18 protein-coding genes are annotated in these 19,361 nt (G+C 69.4%); 6 read left to right on the forward strand and 12 right to left on the reverse strand.

Going from position 1 to position 19,361, the window contains the following annotated elements:
• Positions 1–2: 2 nt before the first annotated feature.
• Positions 3–2,585, reverse strand: coding sequence for an ABC transporter permease (locus tag NFC98_RS13640; protein WP_254275469.1), 2,583 nt, complete (start codon positions 2,583–2,585; stop codon positions 3–5).
• Positions 2,582–3,298 (reverse strand): ABC transporter ATP-binding protein, encoded by a 717-nt coding sequence (locus NFC98_RS13645; protein ID WP_254275470.1) that lies wholly within the window; start codon positions 3,296–3,298, stop codon positions 2,582–2,584. Before NFC98_RS13645 ends, NFC98_RS13640 begins: the two co-directional genes overlap by 4 nt.
• Position 3,299: 1 nt before the next feature.
• On the opposite strand from NFC98_RS13645, the gene NFC98_RS13650 reads away from it, so the two are divergent.
• Positions 3,300–3,983 carry an arylesterase gene (locus tag NFC98_RS13650; RefSeq protein ID WP_254277849.1) on the forward strand — a complete coding sequence of 228 codons (684 nt, stop codon included), beginning with the start codon at positions 3,300–3,302 and terminating at the stop codon, positions 3,981–3,983.
• A 30-nt stretch (positions 3,984–4,013) separates the two neighbouring features.
• On the opposite strand, the gene NFC98_RS13655 is transcribed toward NFC98_RS13650, so the two are convergent.
• On the reverse strand, positions 4,014–4,898 hold the full coding sequence (locus NFC98_RS13655) for a DMT family transporter (RefSeq protein WP_254275471.1): 885 nt from the start codon (positions 4,896–4,898) through the stop codon (positions 4,014–4,016).
• A gap of 106 nt (positions 4,899–5,004) precedes the next feature.
• Here NFC98_RS13655 and NFC98_RS13660 point away from each other — a divergent pair, with 106 nt between their 5' ends.
• The 5 genes from NFC98_RS13660 to NFC98_RS13680 all read left to right on the forward strand — a co-directional run bounded on the left by NFC98_RS13660 (position 5,005) and on the right by NFC98_RS13680 (position 10,604).
• The gene (locus tag NFC98_RS13660) at positions 5,005–6,318 is read left to right on the forward strand and encodes an MFS transporter (RefSeq protein WP_254275472.1); all 1,314 of its coding nucleotides are present in this window, start codon (positions 5,005–5,007) and stop codon (positions 6,316–6,318) included.
• Positions 6,319–6,448: 130 nt separating this feature from the next.
• Positions 6,449–6,883: a PAS domain S-box protein gene (locus tag NFC98_RS13665; protein ID WP_254275473.1), complete on the forward strand. Its 435-nt coding sequence runs from the start codon at positions 6,449–6,451 to the stop codon at positions 6,881–6,883.
• 211 nt (positions 6,884–7,094) lie between these two features.
• Positions 7,095–7,298, forward strand: coding sequence for a PA3496 family putative envelope integrity protein (locus tag NFC98_RS13670; RefSeq protein ID WP_254275474.1), 204 nt, complete (start codon positions 7,095–7,097; stop codon positions 7,296–7,298).
• A 170-nt stretch (positions 7,299–7,468) separates the two neighbouring features.
• Complete coding sequence (gene ettA, locus NFC98_RS13675; RefSeq protein WP_254275475.1) at positions 7,469–9,130, forward strand: energy-dependent translational throttle protein EttA; 1,662 nt, start codon at positions 7,469–7,471, stop codon at positions 9,128–9,130.
• Positions 9,131–9,248: 118 nt separating this feature from the next.
• Positions 9,249–10,604, forward strand: coding sequence for a DUF2254 domain-containing protein (locus NFC98_RS13680; RefSeq protein WP_254275476.1), 1,356 nt, complete (start codon positions 9,249–9,251; stop codon positions 10,602–10,604).
• Between the two features lie 13 nt (positions 10,605–10,617).
• Here the strand turns inward: NFC98_RS13680 and NFC98_RS13685 are convergent, their stop codons facing one another.
• From NFC98_RS13685 to surE, 9 genes are all read right to left on the reverse strand, one after another.
• Positions 10,618–10,773: a DUF1328 domain-containing protein gene (locus NFC98_RS13685; RefSeq protein WP_183329618.1), complete on the reverse strand. Its 156-nt coding sequence runs from the start codon at positions 10,771–10,773 to the stop codon at positions 10,618–10,620.
• Between the two features lie 143 nt (positions 10,774–10,916).
• Positions 10,917–11,834 carry an LpxL/LpxP family Kdo(2)-lipid IV(A) lauroyl/palmitoleoyl acyltransferase gene (gene lpxL / locus NFC98_RS13690; protein ID WP_254275477.1) on the reverse strand — a complete coding sequence of 306 codons (918 nt, stop codon included), beginning with the start codon at positions 11,832–11,834 and terminating at the stop codon, positions 10,917–10,919.
• Between the two features lie 20 nt (positions 11,835–11,854).
• On the reverse strand, positions 11,855–12,958 hold the full coding sequence (alr, locus tag NFC98_RS13695; protein ID WP_254275478.1) for an alanine racemase: 1,104 nt from the start codon (positions 12,956–12,958) through the stop codon (positions 11,855–11,857).
• Positions 12,959–13,091: 133 nt separating this feature from the next.
• Positions 13,092–14,525, reverse strand: a complete 1,434-nt coding sequence (locus tag NFC98_RS13700) for a TolC family outer membrane protein (protein ID WP_254275479.1) — start codon at positions 14,523–14,525, stop codon at positions 13,092–13,094.
• Positions 14,526–14,606: 81 nt separating this feature from the next.
• Positions 14,607–15,608: an RNA polymerase sigma factor RpoS gene (rpoS, locus tag NFC98_RS13705; RefSeq protein ID WP_254275480.1), complete on the reverse strand. Its 1,002-nt coding sequence runs from the start codon at positions 15,606–15,608 to the stop codon at positions 14,607–14,609.
• Between the two features lie 126 nt (positions 15,609–15,734).
• Positions 15,735–16,913 (reverse strand): peptidoglycan DD-metalloendopeptidase family protein, encoded by a 1,179-nt coding sequence (locus tag NFC98_RS13710; RefSeq protein ID WP_254275481.1) that lies wholly within the window; start codon positions 16,911–16,913, stop codon positions 15,735–15,737.
• Complete coding sequence (locus tag NFC98_RS13715; protein ID WP_254277850.1) at positions 16,906–17,910, reverse strand: DUF368 domain-containing protein; 1,005 nt, start codon at positions 17,908–17,910, stop codon at positions 16,906–16,908. The genes NFC98_RS13710 and NFC98_RS13715 overlap by 8 nt, the downstream gene beginning before the upstream one ends.
• A 10-nt stretch (positions 17,911–17,920) precedes the next feature.
• On the reverse strand, positions 17,921–18,601 hold the full coding sequence (locus NFC98_RS13720) for a protein-L-isoaspartate(D-aspartate) O-methyltransferase (protein WP_254275482.1): 681 nt from the start codon (positions 18,599–18,601) through the stop codon (positions 17,921–17,923).
• A complete protein-coding gene (gene surE / locus NFC98_RS13725; RefSeq protein WP_254275483.1) occupies positions 18,588–19,334 on the reverse strand; it encodes a 5'/3'-nucleotidase SurE in 747 nt (248 codons plus the stop codon). The genes NFC98_RS13720 and surE overlap by 14 nt, the downstream gene beginning before the upstream one ends.
• Between the last annotated feature and the right edge of the window lie 27 nt (positions 19,335–19,361).

Consider the following 19,361-nt stretch of genomic DNA (forward strand, 5'->3'; position numbering starts at 1 on the left):
CCTCAGGTCTCGCCCAGCAGGCCGAGGCTCGCCGCCGGCGCCTGGCGGCGCAGGTCCCGGGAGAGCAGGTGGCCGATGGCACCGATCAGCAGCGCCCCGCCCAGCGGCAGCGCCAGCCACAGCCAGCCGTGCAGGCGCGGCGCCAGGTCGAACCACGCCAGGTAGATGGCCGCGGTGGCCAGCTCCGCCAGCAGCGCCCCCATGAGGCCACTGGCCAGGCCGAGGATCGCGAACTCCGCCCCCTGCACCCGGGAGAGCATGCGGTTGCCGGCGCCGAACACCCGCAGCAGGCCGCTCTCGTGGGCCCGCACGGGGCGGCTGGCGGTCAGCGCCGCGTAGAGCACGCTGACGCCGGCCAGCAGCACGAAGCCCAGCACCAGCTCCACCGCGCGGGTCACCTGGGTCAGCAGCTCGCGCACCTGCCCGAGGATGGCATCCACGTTGAGCAGCGTTACCCCGGGAAAGGCCCGCACCAGCTCGCGCAGGGTGGTGGTCTCCCCGGCGTCCAGATGGAAGGCGGTGATGTAGCTGTGACCGAAGCGCTCCAGCACCCCGGGCGGGAAGATCACGAAGAAGTTGGGCCGGAAGCTGTCCCAGTCCAGGTTGCGCAGGCTGGCCAGCTCGCCGACGATCTCCTGGCCGCCGATGGTGAAGGTCAGGGTATCGCCGAGGCTGAGCCCGAAGCGCTCGGCCAGGCCATCCTCCACGGAGATCGGCACCCGGGTCACCGCGGGCTCGGCGGCGACCTGGCCCAGCCAGTCGCCGGGCTCGGCGCCCTCCAGGGCATCGAACCACTGACCCGCCACCAGGCGGTTGCCCTCCGGCAGGGTCTCCCGCCAGGTGAGGTTGAGCTCCCGGCGCAGGGTGTTGTCGCCGCGGGCATCCGCCGGCACCGCCTCCCGGGGCGGCAGGTCATTGATGGCGGTGATGCGCCCGCGCACCATGGGGTAGAGGGCACTGCGGGCATCGGCGGCGCTGCCCAGGGTCGCCTCGAAGTCCTCGCGCTCGTGGGGCTGGATATTGATGGCGAAATAGTTGGGGGTGTCCTCGGGGAGCTGGGCCTCCCACGTGGTCAGCAGGTCACCGCGCACCAGGGCGATCATCGCCATGGCGAAGAAGGTGACCGAGAAGGCCAGCAGCTGGCCGAGGCTCGCGGTGCGCCGCCGCGCCAGCTGGGCCCCGCCCAGGCGCAGCGCCTGGACGAGGTCATCCTGGCCGCCGCGACGGGGCAGGCGGGCGGCCAGGCGCAGCACCCCGCCGAGCAGCAGCGAACCGAGCCCCCACAGCACCACCAGCATGACGAGCCCGCCCAGCAGCAGGCCCACGGAGAGTCCGAGGTCGCCGGAATAGAGCCACAGCAGCCCCCCGAACACGGCGCTGGCCATCGCCACCACCAGCCAGGCCGAGGCGGGCAGCGGGTCGAGCTCGCGACGCAGCACCTTGAGCGCGCTGACCTTCTTGAGCCGCAGCAGGGTCGGCCCGGCGAAGCCCACCAGCACCGCCAGCGCGGTGAGCACGCCTAGCCACAGCGGCAGCGCCCCGGGAGGCGGCAGCTCCATGGGGAGGAAGGCGGTGAGCAGAGCCAGCAGCCCCGCCTGGCCGGCCAGCCCCAGCACCGCGCCCACCGCCGAGGCCGCCAGCGCCAGCCACAGCAGCTGCAGGCTGAACACCCGGATCAGCTCCCGCTGGGTGGCGCCGAAGCAGCGCATCAGCGCCGCGGTGTCCAGGTGGCGATCCACGTAGCGGCGGGTGGCCATGGCCACCGCCACGCCTGCCAGCAGCACGGCGGCGAGCCCCGCCAGGCTCAGGTAGCGCTCGGCGCGCTCCAGGGCATTGCCGAGCTGGGGGCGGTCGCGGTGCACGTCGCGCACCTCGACCCCGTCGCGCCGCAGCTGGGCCAGCAGCGGCGCCAGGTCGTCGATGATGTCCGGCGGCCCGGCGGCCAGCAGCTCGAACTCCACGCGGGAGCCGTCCTGCACCAGCTCGGTAGCCGCCAGGTCATCCATGTGCATCATCAGCCGAGGGTTGAAATTGCCGAAACCGGCCGACTGGTCGGGCTCGCGCTCGACCAGTCCCGCCACGGTCAGCTCGGTCTCGCCGACACGCACCCGGTCGCCGATCTCGGCCTCGAGCAGCAGCGCCAGGCGCGGCGCCAGCCACGCCTCGCCGGGCGCGGGGCCCCGGGCCACCACCTCGGTGCCCTCGCCCAGGTCCACGTGAACGCCGCCATAGAGCGGATAGCGCCGGTCCACCACCTTGACGCTGGCCGGCTGGAAGGCGTCTCCGAGGCTGGCCATTGAGACCATGTCCACCTGGTCACTGAGCACCAGTCCGGCCTCCTCCAGGGTCAGGCGCAGCTCGCTCTTGAAGGGGCGGCCCTGCTCCAGCACCAGGTCGCCGCCCAGCAGCTGGCTGGCCTGGCGCTCCAGGCCGCGGTCGAGGCGGTCGAGGAAGAAGCCGATCATGGTGGAGGCGGCCACCGCCAGGGCCAGGGCCACGAACAGGGCGCGCACGTCGGCCGCGCGCAGGTCCCGGGCCAGGCCGCGGGCGGAGAAGCGCGCCAGGCGCAGGGCGGTCAGGCTCATGCGCTCACCTTATCGAGTTCGAGGGTCTCGAGGCGGCCGTGGTCCAGGCGCAGGCAGCGGTCGCAGCGCCGCGCCAGGGCGTGGTCGTGGGTGACCAGCACCAGGGTGGTGCCGGCCTCGCGGTTGAGCGAGAAGAGGGTCTCGATGATGCGCTCGCCGGTGTCGGGGTCGAGGTTGCCGGTGGGCTCATCGGCAAACACCAGCTCGGCGCCGGTGACGAAGGCCCGGGCCAGGGCGACCCGCTGCTGTTCGCCGCCGGAGAGCTGCTTGGGCAGGTGGTCCAGGCGCTCGCCCAGACCCACCCGGGTGAGCCACTCGCGGGCACGCGCCTCGGTCCCGGCCCGGGGCGAGAGCTCCAGCGGCAGCATCACGTTCTCCAGCGCAGTCAGGGTGGGCAGCAGCTGGAAGTTCTGGAACACGAATCCCACCCGGCCGGCCCGCAGCCGGGCCCGGCCATCCTCGTCCAGCGCGGCGAGGGACTGCCCGAACATCGAGAGCTCGCCGCCGGTGGGCAGGTCGAGCCCGGCCAGCAGCCCCAGCAGGGTCGACTTGCCCGCGCCGCTCTGGCCGAGGATCGCCACCGTCTCGCCGGGGAACACCGAGAGGGCCAGGTCACTCAGAATGGTGAGCTGCCGGTCGCCGCTCCTCACCTGCTTGGCCAGGTGCTCGGCGTGTAGAATCGGTGCCATGTCCATGCGAGAGGTATCGTTCATGATGAAGGGATTCCCTGGTTGTGCGTATCGTCGATTGACCGCCTGGCTGCTGGCCCTGCCCGTGACGATCACCCTGACGCTGGCCGCCGGCGCGGCGCTGGCCGAGGCCCGCCCCACCCTGCTGGTGATGGGCGACAGCCTGAGCGCGGCCTACGGCATCGAGGCCGACGAGGGCTGGGTCAGTCTGCTGGAAGCGCGCCTCGACGGAAAGGCGCGGGTGGTCAACGCCAGCATCAGCGGCGAGACCAGTGCCGGCGGTGCCAGCCGACTTCCCGAGCTTCTCGGACAGCATGCCCCCGACATTGTTCTGCTCGAGCTGGGCGGCAACGACGGCCTGCGCGGCCTGCCGCCGGGGCAGTTCGAGGCCAACATGACCCGCATGGTCGAGGCGAGCCTCGACGCCGGCGCCGAGGTGCTGCTGCTCGGCATCGACATCCCGCCCAACTACGGGCAGGCCTATCGTGACGCCTTCACCGGGGTCTACCACCGCCTGGCCGACGACTTCGACCTGCCGCTGGTGCCCTTCCTGCTGGAGGGGGTGGCACTGGACGGGACGCTGATGCAGGGCGACGGCATCCACCCCACCGCCGAGGCCCAGCCGCTCATCCTCGACAACGTCTGGCCCGAACTCTCGCCGCTCCTGAAGGCGAATGGCGCCCTGGCGGCGAAGACCGATCGCCCATGACCGCGACTCGGAACTGACGCAGGCTCAGGGCTAAGGGGCAGGCGCCGGTGTCTTCTGCCACTGCTGGAGCCCCAGGCCGCCGAGGATCAGGACCAGGCCGATCAGCGTGGAGGCGAGGATCGGCTCCCCCACCACCAGGTAGAGCAGCAGCAGCGATACCGGCGGCGAGAGGAAGATCAGGTTGGAGACCTTCGCCGTGCGCGACACCCGGTGCACGGCGAGTTGCCAGAGCACGAAGGCGATGCCCATCTCGAAGAGCCCCACGTAGACCCCGGCCCCGAGCCCCGCCCAGCCGTGCCAGGCGAGCCCCGGCCCGGCCAGCAGCAGCAGCGTCAGCACCGGCAGCCCGACGCTGAAATTCTGCCATTGTGCGACCAGCGGCGGGCGGGGGTCCCGGGCATTGAGCAGCCAGTAGAGCGCCCAGATCAGCGTCGAGGCCAGCGCCATGGCCACCCCCAGCGGGTCGGCGAAGGCCACGTCGAGCACCGCCCCGCGGGTGGCGATCACCCAGACGCCACCGTAGGCGATCAGCCCCGCCAGCACGTCGATGCGGGTCAGCCGCTGGCCGAGCAGCGGCACCGCCAGGAAGGCCATGGCCAGCGCCCAGGTGTAGTTGAGGGCCATGGCCTCCTGGCCGGGCAGGCGGTCGTAGGCGCCGAACAGCACGAGATAGTAGGCCACCGGATTCATCAGCCCCGCCCAGGCGGCGGTGCGCCAGCCGCGGCGAAGCGCCTGGCCCGCCAGCCCCTGGCGCACCACCAGCACGCCGATCAGCGCCCAGGAGACCAGCGAGGCGAGCCACATCAGCGCCAGCGGCGACATGTAGGTCAGCGCCACCTTGAAGGCGGTGGCCACGGTGGACCACAGCGCCACCGCCCCCAGCCCGTAGAGCATCGCCTGGCCGTCGCGGGTCATGGGGATGCCCTCGAGCTACGGCGGCGGCCGTGGATTCGAATGGGTGACACGTCGCCCTCCCTGTCGCGACAATGTGAGCCGAATATCCTACCAGCGAGGAGCCCCCATGGCCGCACCCGAGATCAGCCAGTCCCGCCTCTACGAATGGCTGACCGGCGACGAGGACAGCCGGATGTGCAGGGACATTCCGGACAAGGCCTGTGACGAGCAGCCGCGCAACTTCTTCCTCCACCTGGTGGCCTCGCTGGGCAACAAGCTGGCCGATGAGCTCTCCAGCGCGCGACTGGTGCTGCCCTGGCTGATGGGGGTGATCGGCGCGCCGCTGTGGATGGTGGGCCTGCTGGTGCCGATCCGCGAGGCCGGCGCCCTGCTGCCCCAGCTGTTCGTGGCCGGCTTCATTCGCCTCAGGCCCGAGCGCAAGTGGGTCTGGGTGGTGGGCGGGCTGCTCCAGGCGGCCGCCGCCGCCCTGCTCGCGCTGCTGGCGCTGCTCGGCACAGGCGGCGTCGGCGGCGGCCTGGTGCTGGCGGTGCTGGTGGCGCTGTCGCTGGCCCGGGGGCTCTCCTCCATCGCCACCAAGGACGTGCTGGGCAAGACCATCAGCAAGCAGCGACGCGGCACCCTGATGGGCTGGAGCGGCAGCGGGGCCGGGGCCGTGACCCTGCTGGCCGGCGCCGTGCTGATGCTCTTCGAGGAGCGCCCCGGCGAGTTGGCCCTGGCGGTGCTGCTGGGGGTGGCCGCGCTAGGCTGGGCGCTCAACGCCCTGTGCGCGGCGCGCATCACGGAGACCCCGGGCGCCGTGGAGGGGGGCGAGAACGCCTGGGACAGCATCCGACTGGGCCTGCGACTGCTGCGCGAGGACCGTGCCTTCCTGCACTTCAATGTCTCCCGTGCCCTGCTGCTGGCCAGCGCCCTGGCGCTGCCCTACGTGGCGCTGCTCGGCCAGCAGCAGAGCGGCACGCAGCTCGGCGGCCTCGGCGTGCTGATCGTGGTCTCCGGCATCGCCGGCATGGTGGCAAGCCCGGTCTGGGGCAAGCGCGCCGACGCCTCCAGCCGGCGGGTGATGCGCGACGCCGGGGCAGGCGCCGCCGCCTGCTGCCTGCTGGGCGCCGCCTTCGTCTGGCTGCCGGGCGCCTGGAGCCAGACCGTGTGGCCCTATGCGCTGGTCTATGCCCTGCTGGTGATCGTCCATGCCGGAGTGCGTCTGGGCCGCAAGACCTACGTGGTCGACATGGCCGGCAGCGACAGGCGCGCGCTCTACGTGGCGCTCTCCAACACCGTGACCGGGGTGCTGATGCTGCTGGTGGGCGGGGCGGTGGGCGCCCTGGCCCAGTGGCTCGGCACCCCCGCCCTGCTGGTGGTGCTGGCGCTGATGGCGCTGGCCGCATCGGCCAGCGCCAGCCGCCTGCCGGAGGTCGAATAGGCCCACCGCGTTGAAATCCCGTGCCCGTCTGGCCATGATGTAACCAGCTGTGAAGTGCCCGCCGCCGTCGCCCTACCCGGGCGGCCAGGACAGGATTCGCGACAGGAACGCCCAGAATGGAACGTCCAGAATGAAACGATCTCCCCTGATCAGCCCGGAACTGCTGGAACGCATTGTCGATGCCTCCGAGGATGGCATCGTGGTCGCCGAGCAGGAGGGCGACGAGAACATCCTGATCTACGTGAACAAGGGCTTCGAGCGCCTGACCGGCTACAGCGCCGACGAAATCCTCTACCAGGACTGCCGCTTCCTGCAGAACGAGGATCGCGACCAGGAGGGCCTCGTGGCCATCCGCAAGGCCCTGGCCGAAGGACGTCCCTGCCGCACGGTGCTACGCAACTACCGCAAGGACGGCACCCTGTTCTGGAACGAGCTCTCCATCACCCCCGTCCATGACGAGGACGACAACCTGACCTACTACATCGGGGTGCAGAAGGACGTGACCGAGCGGGTGGAGGCCCAGATGGAACTCGAGCGCCTCAAGGCCGAGCACGGCCTCACCTGATCCCCTTTTCCTCCTGCCCCCGGCCCCGCCGAAAAAAAAGTCGCCCAGGGGGTTGCCCTGCCCTCCTCGGGGATATATATAGCGCTCAGGCAACGCCCGTTGCCTGCTGGCGCTTCGGGTTCCGCACCCAGAGATCGAAGAGAGCGGACGAGAAGCGATCGTGTGATGCGTCGACGCGGGGCGTCGACACCAGGCCATGGGAGGACGTCGCATGGGCCGTGAACACCTTCTCGATCCGGGGCTCGATGACGAGCAGGATTTCTCCGAAGCGGTGAACGACGACGACTACGGTCGCTCGCGCCCCGCCAGTCGCGCCGACACCCTGCGCGCCCGCCGTCGCGTGGAAGCCCTGCTCGAGGAGCGCCGCCTGCGGCGGGCCATCGAAGACGACTGGGCCATCGACGAGGAAGAATAGCGCCGAGCGCCGAGCGCCGAGCGCCGAGCGCCGAGCGCCGAGCGCCGAGCGCCGAGCGCCGAGCGCCAGGCAGGTTAGACCCGAGACCCGGGCAGGCCCATGGCTGGCCTTCCCGGGTCTCGGGCTCTATCATCTTGGGTCAGCCAAATTCTCCAACCAAGTGGAACTCCATGGCGCAATACGTCTACACGATGAACCGGGTGGGCAAGGTCGTGCCCCCCAAGAAGCACATCCTCAAGGACATCTCGCTCTCCTTCTTCCCTGGCGCCAAGATCGGCGTGCTGGGCCTCAATGGCGCCGGCAAGTCGACCCTGCTGCGCATCATGGCCGGCGTCGACACCGAGTACGAGGGCGAGGCGCGGCCGATGCCGGGCATCAACGTCGGCTACCTGCCCCAGGAGCCGGAGCTCGATGACGACAAGAACGTCCGCGAGACCGTCGAGGAGGCGCTGGGCGCGATCAAGGAGGCCCAGGAGAAGCTCGACGGCGTCTACGCCGCCTACGCCGAGCCGGACGCCGACTTCGACGCCCTGGCCGCCGAGCAGGCGCGCCTGGAGAACATCATCGAGGCCGCCGACGCCCACAACCTCGAGCGCAAGCTCGAGGTGGCCGCCGAGGCCCTGCGCCTGCCGCCCTGGGAGGCCCGCGTCGGCCATCTCTCCGGCGGCGAGCGACGCCGCGTGGCGCTCTGCCGCCTGCTGCTCTCCAGCCCCGACATGCTGCTGCTCGACGAGCCCACCAACCACCTGGACGCCGAGTCCGTGGCCTGGCTGGAGCGCTTCCTGCACGACTACAGCGGCACCGTGGTGGCAATCACCCACGACCGCTACTTCCTCGACAACGTGGCGGGCTGGATCCTCGAGCTGGATCGCGGCCAGGGCATCCCCTTCGAGGGCAACTACTCCGGCTGGCTCGAGGCCAAGGAGCAGCGCCTGGCCCGGGAGGCCAAGCAGGAAGCCTCGAAGAACAAGGCCATCAAGCAGGAGCTGGAGTGGGTGCGCTCCAACGCCAAGGGCCGCCAGGCCAAGAGCAAGGCGCGCCTCAACCGCTTCGAGGAGATGCAGTCCGGCGACTTCCAGAAGCGCAACGAGACCAACGAGATCTACATTCCGCCCGGCCCGCGGCTGGGTGACAAGGTCATCGAGTTCCACGGCGTGGCCAAGGCGTTCGATGACAAGCTGCTCTACGAGGACCTGACCTTCACCGTGCCCAAGGGCGCCATCGTCGGCATCGTCGGCGGCAACGGCGCGGGCAAGTCGACGCTGTTCAAGCTGATCACAGGCCAGGAGCAGCCCGACCGCGGCGAGGTCGTGATCGGCGACACCGTCGACGTTGCCTACGTCGAGCAGCTGCGCGACGGCCTGGACGACAAGCAGACGGTGTGGGAGGCGGTCTCCGACGGCCAGGACATGCTCAATATCAACGGCTACGAGGTCTCCTCGCGGGCCTACGTGGGCCGCTTCAACTTCAAGGGCAACGACCAGCAGAAGCGCTTGAGCGAACTCTCCGGCGGGGAGCGCGGCCGCCTGCAGCTGGCCCAGACCCTGAAGCAGGGCGCCAACGTGCTGCTGCTCGACGAGCCCTCCAACGACCTGGACATCGAGACCCTGCGGGCGCTGGAGGAGGCGCTGCTGGCCTTCCCCGGCTGCGCCCTGGTGATCTCCCACGACCGCTGGTTCCTCGACCGCATCGCCACGCACATCCTGGCCTTCGAGGGCGACTCCCACGTGGAGTTCTTCGAGGGCAACTACGCCGAGTACGAGGCGGACCACAGGAAGCGCGTGGGCGACGACACCCCGCACCGCATGAAGTACAAGCGCATCGACGCCTGAGTCGACGCCCGCCCCTCATGCACGAAGGCCCCTCGATGGAGGGGCCTTTTTTCTTGCCAGTCGGCACGTCCTGGCTCACTGTGCAAGCAAGCTCTTCACCTCATGCGTATCCCACATCATGATGATCGGCCTGCTTCGCTACCCCCTGCAAGTGACCAAGGCCTTCCGCCAGAGCATCGCCTATCTTCCCAGCATGCTGGCGCTGGGTTACTTCCTGCTCGGGTTGCTGGCAGTCCTGCCCTGGGAGGAGGGCTTCACGCTTCCGGCCTACCTCGACTATCTGGGCTTCGAGGACAGCGACACACCGCGCACCCTGCTCTCGACTTTGATCGCCGGGATGATATCGCTGGTGGTCTTCAGCTTCTCGATGGTGATGTCGGTGCTTTCCCAGGCCGGCGGCAACTTCTCTCACAAGCTGGTCTTCGGCCTGGTCACCGAGCGCCATCACCAGTGGGTACTGGGCAACTACCTCGGCACCATTCTGTATATCCTGATGCTGCTGGTGGTACCGATAGGCGACGAGCCGGACTTGGGTCGTTCCTTGTGGACCTATCTGGGCGCGGGAATGGTCATCCACTGCCTGGGGCTGTTCGTCTATTTCATTCACAAGGCGTCTCAGACCGTACAGATCAACTCGGTGGTCACGGGGCTTCACCAGGCCACGAACGCCTCCCTGCGGCACCTGGAGGACAAGCAGGAAAGTGACCATTATCGCCGACTGGAGAGGCCAGCGACCCTTGCCGATGGGGCCTTCGTGGTGCGTTCGCGAAGGACCGGCTTCATCCAGCGAGTCGATATCAACGGCCTTGCCGAACTGGCGGAAGCGCTCGACGGGTGCATCCACCTGAACTTCTCGCCGGGCGACTTCACGCTCTCGAACTTCCCGCTGTTCTACGTCCAGAGCCAGGACGCTCCTGACGATGAATGGGAGGCGTCGCTGCGCGGGCAGCTTGTCTACGGCGACGGGGAATCGGTGGAGGACATCCACGTGCACGGCATGACGCAGCTCATGGAAGTGGCCGTCAAGGCGCTGTCACCCGGCATCAACGATCCCGGCACCGCGCGACTGTGCATCAACCAGCTGACCGACCTGCTGAGGCAGCGGCTCGATTGCCTGCCAGACAGTGCCTGGGTGGATAGCCGGAATACGCTTCGTGTCACCTGGCCCGTCGAAGGCTTCGACAGCCTGCTGTACCGGGTCTTCGCCCCCATACTGCACTACGGCCGGGACGATATCTCCATCGGCCTCAGCCTGCTCAAGGCCCTGAAGTCACTCTCTCTCTACGCGACGGACCGGGATGTCGACCTGCTGCAGGCCCATGCCAACCGCGTGATAGCCGTACTGGCCCGAGCCGCCGGGCATGAGCTGGATCGTGAGTTCGTGAACCAGAGGCTGGACAGGGGCGAGCATCGACTCACCCTGCCCGCGACCCTGCCCGCGACCCTGCCCGGCGCTGGCCGGCACTCCCCTTGAGTGCCCCTCCGGACTATCGTCGGCCGAAGATCAGCGATACCACGAACAGGATCAGGAACAGCACGAAGAGGATCTGGGCAATCGAGGTGGCGACACCGGCGATGCCCGTGAAACCGAGTACCCCGGCGATGATCGCGATGATCAGGAACAGCAGGGCGTTACCAAGCATGGGGAACCTCCTTTTTCCGGTGGATCCGGTAGACGTTTCCGTTACCGAGCGGGGTCAGCCTTCGCCCCGCGCTCCCCTAAGCCTTGTCACCCACCTGCCGAATGGCAAGTTACGCTTGGTATCGCCCTGTAAGCCGCCAGGGGTCAGTAGAACCCCGGCTCCCCCTCAGGCCGGGTCTTGAAGCGGCGATGCAGCCACAGGTACTGCTCGGGATGCTTGCGGATCGCCTCCTCGATGAAGGCGTTGACGCGCGCGGCGTCGGCCACCTCGTCGCCGCTGGGGAAGTCCGAAAGCGGTGGCAGGTACTCCAGGGTATAGGTGTGATCGTCCGGGTTGCGGTGGAAGATCAGCGGCATGACCGGCGCCCCGGTCATGCGGGCGATGCGGGCGGTCATCTTGACCGTGGCGGCCGGGATACCGAAGAAGGGGGCGAAGACGCTGGCATCGCGGCCGAAGTCCTGGTCCGGCGAGTACCAGACGGCATGGCCCTCTCGGATCCGGCGCACCACCCCGCGCAGGTCGTGGCGGTCGATGGTGCGGTTGAACCGCTGCTTGCGCGCCCGGGTCATGAAGCGCTCGAAGAGGGGGTTGTCGTGGGGCCGATAGACGGCATCCGTGCGGAAGAACAGGGAATGCAGCGCCCCGCCCAGGTCCAGGGTGGAGAAGTGCACGCCGATGATCAGTGCCCCCCTGCCCTCCGCCAGCACCTTCGCCATGTGCTCCTGGCCCTTGAAGGTGACCCGGTGGCGCAGGTGTTCGGGGTCGCGGCACCAGCCGGTGGCGGTCTCCATGATGCCGATGCCGTTGGCGATAAAGGTCTCTCGTACCAGACGCGCATGGGCAGCGTCATCCAGTTCCGGAAAGCAGAGCCGCAGGTTGGTCTCGGTGATATGGCGCCGGCGCCTCGCAAGACGCCAGGCGGCCAGGCCGATCCCCTTGCCGATCCAGAGTTTCAACCGCCAGGGCAGCCAGGCCGCCACGTACATGGCACCGATGGCCAGCCAGACGGGCCAGTAGCGGGGATGGGCGAAGGTGGGCCGGGGGGCATCGTCCCTGGACATGCGCGGTTCCTGTCGGGCTTTCAAGAGTGCCCATGATAGCGTCTCGGCACCCTGGGCAGCACCCCGGTGAGCAGCGTGTAGCTGATGGTGTCGCAGTGGCGGGCCACCTCGTCCACCGAGAGCACCTCGCCGTTGGCCGCCCGGCCCCACAGCACCACCTCGCTGCTGATATCGGCCTCGGGGATGTCGGTGAGATCCACGGTGAGCATGTCCATGGAGACCTTGCCGGCGATGGCGGTGCGCCGCCCCGCCACCAGCACCGGGGTGCCGTCCACGGCGTGGCGGTCGTAGCCGTCTCCATAGCCCGCCGCCACCACCCCGATCCGCGAGGGGCGCGGCGTGGTCCAGCGGCCGCCGTAGCCCACCGGCTCACCGGCGGGCAGGTCGCGCACGGCGATGATCGCCGAGCGCAGCGTCATCACCGGCAGGAGGCGGCGGCTCGCCGCGTTGGCGGCCTCCAGCGGGTCGCTGCCGTAGAGCATCACCCCGGGGCGGTTCCAGGCCCCGTGGGCCTCCGGACAGGCCAGGGTGGCCGGTGAGTTGGCCAGGCAGAGCGGCGCGCCGAGGCGCTCGGCCAGGCTCGCCAGCCGCTCCATCTGGCGCTCGAGGTAGTGGCGTTCCACCAGGTCGGCGGTGGCGAAGTGGCTCATCAGGTGCAGGTCGCAGGCATGGTCCGGCGCCGCCGCCAGGCGCTGCCAGGCCGCCTCGGCCCGTTCGGGGGCAAAGCCCAGGCGGTGCATGCCGGAGTCCACCTTGAGCCACACCGGGATCGGCCGCGCCGGCCGATAGGCCAGCAGCGCCTCCAGCTGCCAGTCGCTGTGCACCGCCATCCACAGGCCCAGCGCCTCGACCCGCTCGAGCTCACTGGCCTCGAAGATGCCCTCGAGCAGCACCACGGGAGCGGTGATGCCGGCCTCGCGCAGGGCAACGGCCTCCTCGAGGCAGGCCACCGCGAAGGCCGGGGCGAGGCCCGTCAGGGCGCGGGCACAGGCGACGAGGCCATGGCCGTAGGCATCGGCCTTGAGCACGGCGACGGCCTGGCTTTCGGGAGCCAGCGAGCGAGCGAGACGGTAGTTGTGACGCAGGGCATCGAGGTCGATATCGGCGATCAGCGGCCGGGCCATGGCGGAATCCTGAAAGGCGGGAGAGAAACGAGCATTATCTACGGGCGAGGAGCGCAATTCATGGAAAAAGCCACCAAATAACTGGTGGCTTGCAAGGAAATCACCTGACGAAACGGTCTCGATCAGCCGATCATCAGGATGGTGCCTGCGGACGCTCGCCGATGTTCATCACCGGGTCGTCGTTGCCGGGGGCCGGCAGTTCCAGGGAGACGGCACTGTCGGCCTGCAGCCAGGCATTGACCGCCTGGATCGAGGCGGCATCGAGCAGCCCCGCCTGCTGCTGCAGGCGCAGCAGCCCCAGCACGTAGTCGTAGCGCGCCTCGGCGTGGTCGGCGATGGCGTTGAACAGGTTGCGCTCGGCATTGAGCACATCGACGATGTTGCGGGTGCCCACCTCGTAGCCGGAGCGGGTCGCCTCCAGGGCACTCTGGTTGGAGACGATGGCCTGGGCGCGGGCCTCCACGGTCTCCACGTCATTGCTGACCCGGGTGAAGAGCGAGCGAACCTGCTGAACGGTGTCGCGGCGCTGGGCCTCGAAGTCGTACTGGGAGACCTCCAGGGCGAAGCCGCTCTGGCGTATCTGCGCCTGGGTGCTGCCGCCGGTATAGAGCGGCATGCTGGCGCGCAGGCCGAGCTGGCTGCCGGAATTGTAGCCGGAGACCCCGCTGCGGTCGTCGTCCGAGACGTCATAGCTGGCGAACGCCTCGACCCGGGGCAGCTGGCCGGCCCGGGAAACCTCGAGCTCGCTGCGCGCCACCTCGATGCCCGCCTCGGCCATCTGCAGCATGGGGCTGTTGTCCATGGCCAGCGCCACCCAGTCGGCACGGCCGACGGGCTCCGGCGGCACGATGGGGATCTCCTCGGCCAGGCCGTCGATGCTCTGGTAGCGCTGTCCGGTGAGGCGCTCGAGGGCCTCGAAGCTCACCTGCATGGCGCTCTCGGCGGCGATGCGCTGGGCCCGGGCCAGGTCGTAGGAGGCCTGGGCCTCGTGCACCTCGGTGATGGCGATCAGGCCCACCTCGAAGCGCTCGCGGGCCTGCTCCAGCTGGCGCTCGATGGCGGTCTCCTGGGAGCGCCGGGCCGAGAGGATGTCGTGGGCGCGCAGGATCTCGAAATAGGCCTCGGCCACCTCCAGCAGCAGCTGCTGCTCGGTTACCGCGAGAGAGAGCGCCTCACGGTCGATCTGACGCTCGGCCCGCGCCAGCTGGGCCGAGCGGGTGGCGTCGAAGAGGGCCTGGCTCGCCTCCAGGCTGAGGCCCAGGCGGTTGACGTCGTCATCGCCGCCCTGCTCTTCCGGCCGGACCAGGCTACCGGTCTGGGTCTCGTAGGTGCGGCTGTGGGTCAGGTTGCCGGAGGCAGAAAGCTGGGGCAGCAGCGTGCCGCGCTGGATGTCGCGGCCCGCCTCGACCGCCGAGAAGCCCGATCGGGCCGAGGCGAGGCTGGCATCGTTGTCCAGAGCGTCGCGGGCGACGGTCCAGAGGTCGGCGGCCTGGGCCGAGCCGGCAAGGGCGAGGCCAGCCAGCAGGACCAGGCCGCGGCCCCGTCGAGGTGAAGTTGAGCGGGCCATGTGACGTGAGTTCCTTCTTGAGGGCCGATTTCCCGCCATGCTGCTCGGGCAGCGTGCAGGAAATCGGCAAGGGCCTGCGGCTTACTCGAAGATGGCGTCCAGGGAGAGCCCCTGCTTGTCGAGCACCCGGCGGAGTTTCTTGAGCGCCTCGACCTGGATCTGGCGAACCCGTTCACGGGTCAGGCCGATCTCCTCGCCCACCTGTTCGAGGGTTGCCGCCTCGTGGCCGCGCAGCCCGAAGCGGCGCACCACCACCTCCATCTGCTTCTCGGTGAGCTCGGAGAGCCACTCATCGACGTGCTGCTTGACGTCGCCGTCGACCAGCGAGGACTCGGGGCCCAGGTCGTTGTCGTCGGCCAGGGTCTCGATGAGCGGCTTGTCGCTGTCGCCGCCCACCGGGTAGTCCACCGAGGAGACCCGCTCGTTGAGCCCCATCATCTTCTTGACGGTCTCCACGGGCTTGTCCAGGTAGTCGGCGATCTCCTCGGCGGTGGCCTCGTGATCGAGCTTCTGGGTCAGCTCCCGGGCGGCCCGAAGGTAGATGTTGAGTTCCTTGACCACGTGGATCGGCAGACGGATGGTGCGCGTCTGGTTCATCAGCGCCCGCTCGATGGTCTGGCGGATCCACCAGGTGGCGTAGGTGGAGAAGCGGAAACCGCGCTCGGGGTCGAACTTCTCCACGGCGCGGATCAGGCCCAGGTTGCCCTCCTCGATGAGGTCGAGCAGCGAGAGGCCGCGGTTGAGGTAGCGCCGGGCGATCTTGACCACCAGGCGCAGGTTGGACTCGATCATCCGCGAGCGACCGGCGGGGTCGCCCTTGCGTGCCAGGCGGCCGTAGAAGACCTCCTCCTCCGGCGTCAGCAGCGGCGAGAAGCCGATCTCGTTGAGGTAGATCTGGGTGGCATCGAGGCTGTGATGGTTGTGCCGATCCTCGCGACTCAGGGCCTTCTCGAAGGCCTCATCGTCGTTGGGGGTGGCCTCCTCCCCCTCGGCCTCGTCATCCAGCTCCTCGATGGTGTCCTCGTCCTTGTCCTCGAGCGAATCGAGATTCACATCCTGAAGGTCCCGTTCAAGCATGCTCATCGGTGTGGCTACCCTGTGGTTGCGTCCAGACGCCGTTGCCCGTCATCACGAGGATCGGCGCACATGATTGTTATTGTGTGACATCCCGTCGGCAGTCCTTCGACCCTGCCCGGGCCGGCCCGGTGCTCAGCGAGACGGCAGGTAGTCCAGGGGATCCTGAGGCTGGCCGTCCTTGCGCACCTCGAAGTGCAGCCTGACGTCCTCGGCATCGCTGTCGCCCATGGTGGCAATCACCTCCCCCGCCTCGACCACGTCGTTCTCGCGGACGCGCAGGGTGTCGTTGTGGGCGTAGGCACTCAGGAACTGATCGTTGTGCTTGAGCAGGATCAGGTTGCCGTAGCCCCTGACGCCGCTGCCCGCATAGACCACGATTCCCGGCCCGGCTGCCTTGACAGGTTGCCCCTTTTGACCGGCGATATCAATGCCGGCGGTGATGCTCGAACCCTCGCCGAAACGGCCGACGATCTCGCCGTCCACGGGCCATTGCCAGTCCACCTCGGCGACCGGGGTATAGCTGCGTGAGCCACGGTCGCTGGCCTGGCTCCCCCCCGCCACCGCGGTGCCCGCATCGGCCTGGGAGGTGGCCGCCGGCTCCTCGCGGGGCGCAGGCTCCGGGTCGGGCTGCGACGCCGGCTCGGCGGCGGCGACCTCGCGGCTGGGCGCCTCTTTCACCGTGGGGGCCTCGGCGTCCTGCTGCTCGGCGGCCTGCTGCTCGGCGGCACGCCGCTCCGCCAGGTCACGCTCGCTCAGGCGACCATCGGCGCCGGGGCTGTCGTAGTCGAAGACCGGCCCCGGGCCCGCCTCGCTGCCACTCACCTCGGCGACGCTCTCCATGGCCTGCTGGCTGGGCCCCTCGACCTCCTCGCCCAGAGGCTGGGCGGTCAGGCGCCGATTGCGCTCGATCGCACTCTCGTCGGGCAGCAGCCATTCCATGCCACCTTCGCCGCCGGCGGCCTGCTGGCCGCCCCCCAGCGGGGTGGCCACCACGCCGGTCCCCCCGGCCACCGCACTGGCCTCATCCTGCGCCGGCGCCTGGCCGTCACCGCCCAGCGCCAGCCGCTGGCCGGGCTGGATCTGGTAGGGGGGGGCGATGTGGTTGAGTCGCGCCAGGTCGCGGTAGTCCATGTTGTGGCGCCAGGCGATCCCGTACAGGGTATCGCCCGCCTCCACCGTGTAGTGGGAGGCCGAGGCCTGTTCGCGACTGGTGGAGAGGTCGCGCACCTGCACCTGGGGGGCCTCGCCCTGCTGGGCGGCACAGCCCGCCACGGCCAGGGCCAGGCCGGAAATCATCAATACCTTACGCATCGGAGCCTTCCTCCTTGTTTGACTCTCTGGCCGCGCCGGTCGCGGGTGCCGCGCCGGCCTGCCGGGTCGAGTGGGCACGGCGCCCACCGCGGTCGAGCAACAGCACCAGGGCGGCCCCGGCCAGCATCAGCGCGCCCACCGCCACGAGCTGCGCCGCCTCGCCGGTCAGCAGCGCATAGTCGCCAGGGGTGAGATAGCGGTAGTCGAGGGGAATCATCTGCCCTTCCGGGCCCAGCTGGTAGCGTACCAGTTCCCGCCAGGGCCAGAGTACCGGCAGCGAACCGATGATGAAGCCCACCAGCAGCTGCAGGGTGGCGGTATGGTAGTGACGCAGCAGCCACGAGAGCAGCCGCGAGAAGACGAACAGGCCGATCAGGCACCCCACCCCAAAGATCGCGATCAGGCCCAGGTCGAAGCTGCGGATGCCCTGCATCACGGTGCCGTAGAGTCCCATGGTCAGCAGCAGGAAGCTGCCCGACACCCCCGGCAGCAGCAGCGCGCTGATGGCAATGGCGCCCCCCACCACCAGGATCAGGTTGGGGCTGCCGATCTGCATGACCAGCGGCATCAGCGTGGGCAGGAAGTGGGCCAGCACCAGGCCGAGGACCAGCGGCAGCAGGTGCCACCACTTCCAGTCGGCGGGATGGCGGCTGACCACCAGCGCCGAGGCCGCCACCAGCCCGAAGAAGAAGCCGTTGAGCAGCAGCGGATGGTCGTCCATCAGCCACACCACCAGGTGGGCCACGCTGATCAGGCTGGCGGCGATCCCCACCAGCAGGGGCACCACGAAGGCGAGGTTGAGGTGGACCACCAGCATCGGCAAGCCGCCGCGGCGCCAGGCGACGAAGGCGCTGGGCCCGAACTGCTTGATGGTGTGGATCAGCTCCTCGTAGATGCCGGTGACGAAGGCGATGGTGCCACCGGACACGCCGGGCACGGCGTCCGCTGCCCCCATGCCCGCGCCCCTGAGGAAGATACCAAGATGACGCTTCAACAGCCGACTCCTTTCAACGTATGACGCCTTCCAGCAGCGGCACGAAGCGTACCGGTTCAAGACGCTGTTTTTCGAATGTATCGCCCCGACGCTGCACCCGGGTGAGCCACTGGCTTCCCGAGGCAGTGCTCAGCGGCGTGATCAGCACCCCGCCGTCGGCGAGCTGGGCGAGCAGGGGCTCGGGAAGCTCGCCGGCGCAGGCGGTGAGCAGGATGACATCGAAGGGGGCCTCCTCCGGCCAGCCGTGGCCGCCATCGGCCAGCCGCAGCCGGACGTTGTGGGCCTCCAGCAGCCGCAGGCGCGGGCCGGCCCGGCGATGCAGGGCATTGATCCTTTCGATGGACCAGAGTTCCGGGACCAGCCGCGACAGGATCAGCGTCTGGTAGCCCGAGCCGGTGCCGATCTCAAGAACCCGGGCGGGCGCCTCCTGGATCACCAGCTCGGTCATCCGGGCCACCATCCAGGGCTGGGAGAGCGTCTGGCCGTGGCCGATCGGCAGCGAGGTGTCCTCGTAGGCGCGATGGGCGAGCGCCTCGTCGAGGAACAGGTGGCGCGGCTCGGCGGCCATCACCTGCAGGACCCGGGTGTCGCGGATTCCCTGCCCGGCCAGACGGCCCACCATGCGGTCGCGGGTCCGCTGGGAGGTCATCCCCACGCCGCGGAGCAGGTCGGGCCGTCGATCAGGTGAGTGCATCCAGCCAGCCCTGCACGTCGTCGAGCGCCGCATGCCGGGTCAGATCGGTCTGCAGCGGGGTGATGGAGACGAAGCCGGCCTCCACCGCGGCGAAGTCGGTATCGGGGCCGTCGTCGGCGTTCTCCCCGGCGGCGGCGATCCACCAGCGCAGGCGTCCCCGGGGATCGCGCACCTCGAGGGGCCGCGAGGCCGGGCCGCGGTAGCCCAGGCGGGTGACCCGGAACCCTTGGATCTCGTCCCAGGGCAGGTCCGGCACGTTGACGTTGAGCAGGCTGCGCGGCGGCAGCGAGAGCTGGTCGGCCGCCCCCACCAGGCTCGCCGCCACCCGTCCGGCGGTATCGAAGTGACGGGAGCCGACCAGCGACATGGCGATGGCCGCCATGCCCAGGTTGCGCCCCTCCATGGCGGCGGCCACGGTGCCCGAATAGAGCACGTCGTCGCCCAGGTTGCCGCCGTGGTTGATGCCCGAGATCACCAGGTCCGGCTTCTCGTCCCAGACGCCGTTGACCCCCAGGTAGACGCAGTCCGCCGGAGTGCCGTCGACGCTGTAGAAGCCGTTCTCCATGTCGGTCAGGGAGAGCGGCCGGCTCAGCGTCAGGGAGTTGCTGGCCCCGCTCTTGTCGCGGTCCGGGGCCACCACGCGCAGGCGGGCGTGGGGCACCAGAGCGTCATGCAGGGCACGCAGCCCCGGCGCATGCACGCCGTCGTCGTTGGAAAGCAGTAGTCGGCGCATGGTCACTCCTCGATAGCGGTGCACCCG

Origin of the sequence: Halomonas sp. 3H (assembly GCF_024206005.1) — a bacterium.
GTDB lineage: Bacteria > Pseudomonadota > Gammaproteobacteria > Pseudomonadales > Halomonadaceae > Halomonas > Halomonas campaniensis.

What these genes read in the sequence shown, in the direction of transcription:
- NFC98_RS13640 (WP_254275469.1), bottom strand. Translation starts at nt 2,585, where the DNA reads ATGAGCCTGACCGCCCTGCGCCTGGCGCGCTTCTCCGCCCGCGGCCTG.
- NFC98_RS13645 (WP_254275470.1), bottom strand. Translation starts at nt 3,298, where the DNA reads ATGAACGATACCTCTCGCATGGACATGGCACCGATTCTACACGCCGAG.
- NFC98_RS13650 (WP_254277849.1), top strand. Translation starts at nt 3,300, where the DNA reads ATGAAGGGATTCCCTGGTTGTGCGTATCGTCGATTGACCGCCTGGCTG.
- NFC98_RS13655 (WP_254275471.1), bottom strand. Translation starts at nt 4,898, where the DNA reads ATGACCCGCGACGGCCAGGCGATGCTCTACGGGCTGGGGGCGGTGGCG.
- NFC98_RS13660 (WP_254275472.1), top strand. Translation starts at nt 5,005, where the DNA reads ATGGCCGCACCCGAGATCAGCCAGTCCCGCCTCTACGAATGGCTGACC.
- NFC98_RS13665 (WP_254275473.1), top strand. Translation starts at nt 6,449, where the DNA reads ATGAAACGATCTCCCCTGATCAGCCCGGAACTGCTGGAACGCATTGTC.
- NFC98_RS13670 (WP_254275474.1), top strand. Translation starts at nt 7,095, where the DNA reads ATGGGCCGTGAACACCTTCTCGATCCGGGGCTCGATGACGAGCAGGAT.
- ettA (WP_254275475.1), top strand. Translation starts at nt 7,469, where the DNA reads ATGGCGCAATACGTCTACACGATGAACCGGGTGGGCAAGGTCGTGCCC.
- NFC98_RS13680 (WP_254275476.1), top strand. Translation starts at nt 9,249, where the DNA reads ATGATGATCGGCCTGCTTCGCTACCCCCTGCAAGTGACCAAGGCCTTC.
- NFC98_RS13685 (WP_183329618.1), bottom strand. Translation starts at nt 10,773, where the DNA reads ATGCTTGGTAACGCCCTGCTGTTCCTGATCATCGCGATCATCGCCGGG.
- lpxL (WP_254275477.1), bottom strand. Translation starts at nt 11,834, where the DNA reads ATGTCCAGGGACGATGCCCCCCGGCCCACCTTCGCCCATCCCCGCTAC.
- alr (WP_254275478.1), bottom strand. Translation starts at nt 12,958, where the DNA reads ATGGCCCGGCCGCTGATCGCCGATATCGACCTCGATGCCCTGCGTCAC.
- NFC98_RS13700 (WP_254275479.1), bottom strand. Translation starts at nt 14,525, where the DNA reads ATGGCCCGCTCAACTTCACCTCGACGGGGCCGCGGCCTGGTCCTGCTG.
- rpoS (WP_254275480.1), bottom strand. Translation starts at nt 15,608, where the DNA reads ATGAGCATGCTTGAACGGGACCTTCAGGATGTGAATCTCGATTCGCTC.
- NFC98_RS13710 (WP_254275481.1), bottom strand. Translation starts at nt 16,913, where the DNA reads ATGCGTAAGGTATTGATGATTTCCGGCCTGGCCCTGGCCGTGGCGGGC.
- NFC98_RS13720 (WP_254275482.1), bottom strand. Translation starts at nt 18,601, where the DNA reads ATGCACTCACCTGATCGACGGCCCGACCTGCTCCGCGGCGTGGGGATG.
- surE (WP_254275483.1), bottom strand. Translation starts at nt 19,334, where the DNA reads ATGCGCCGACTACTGCTTTCCAACGACGACGGCGTGCATGCGCCGGGG.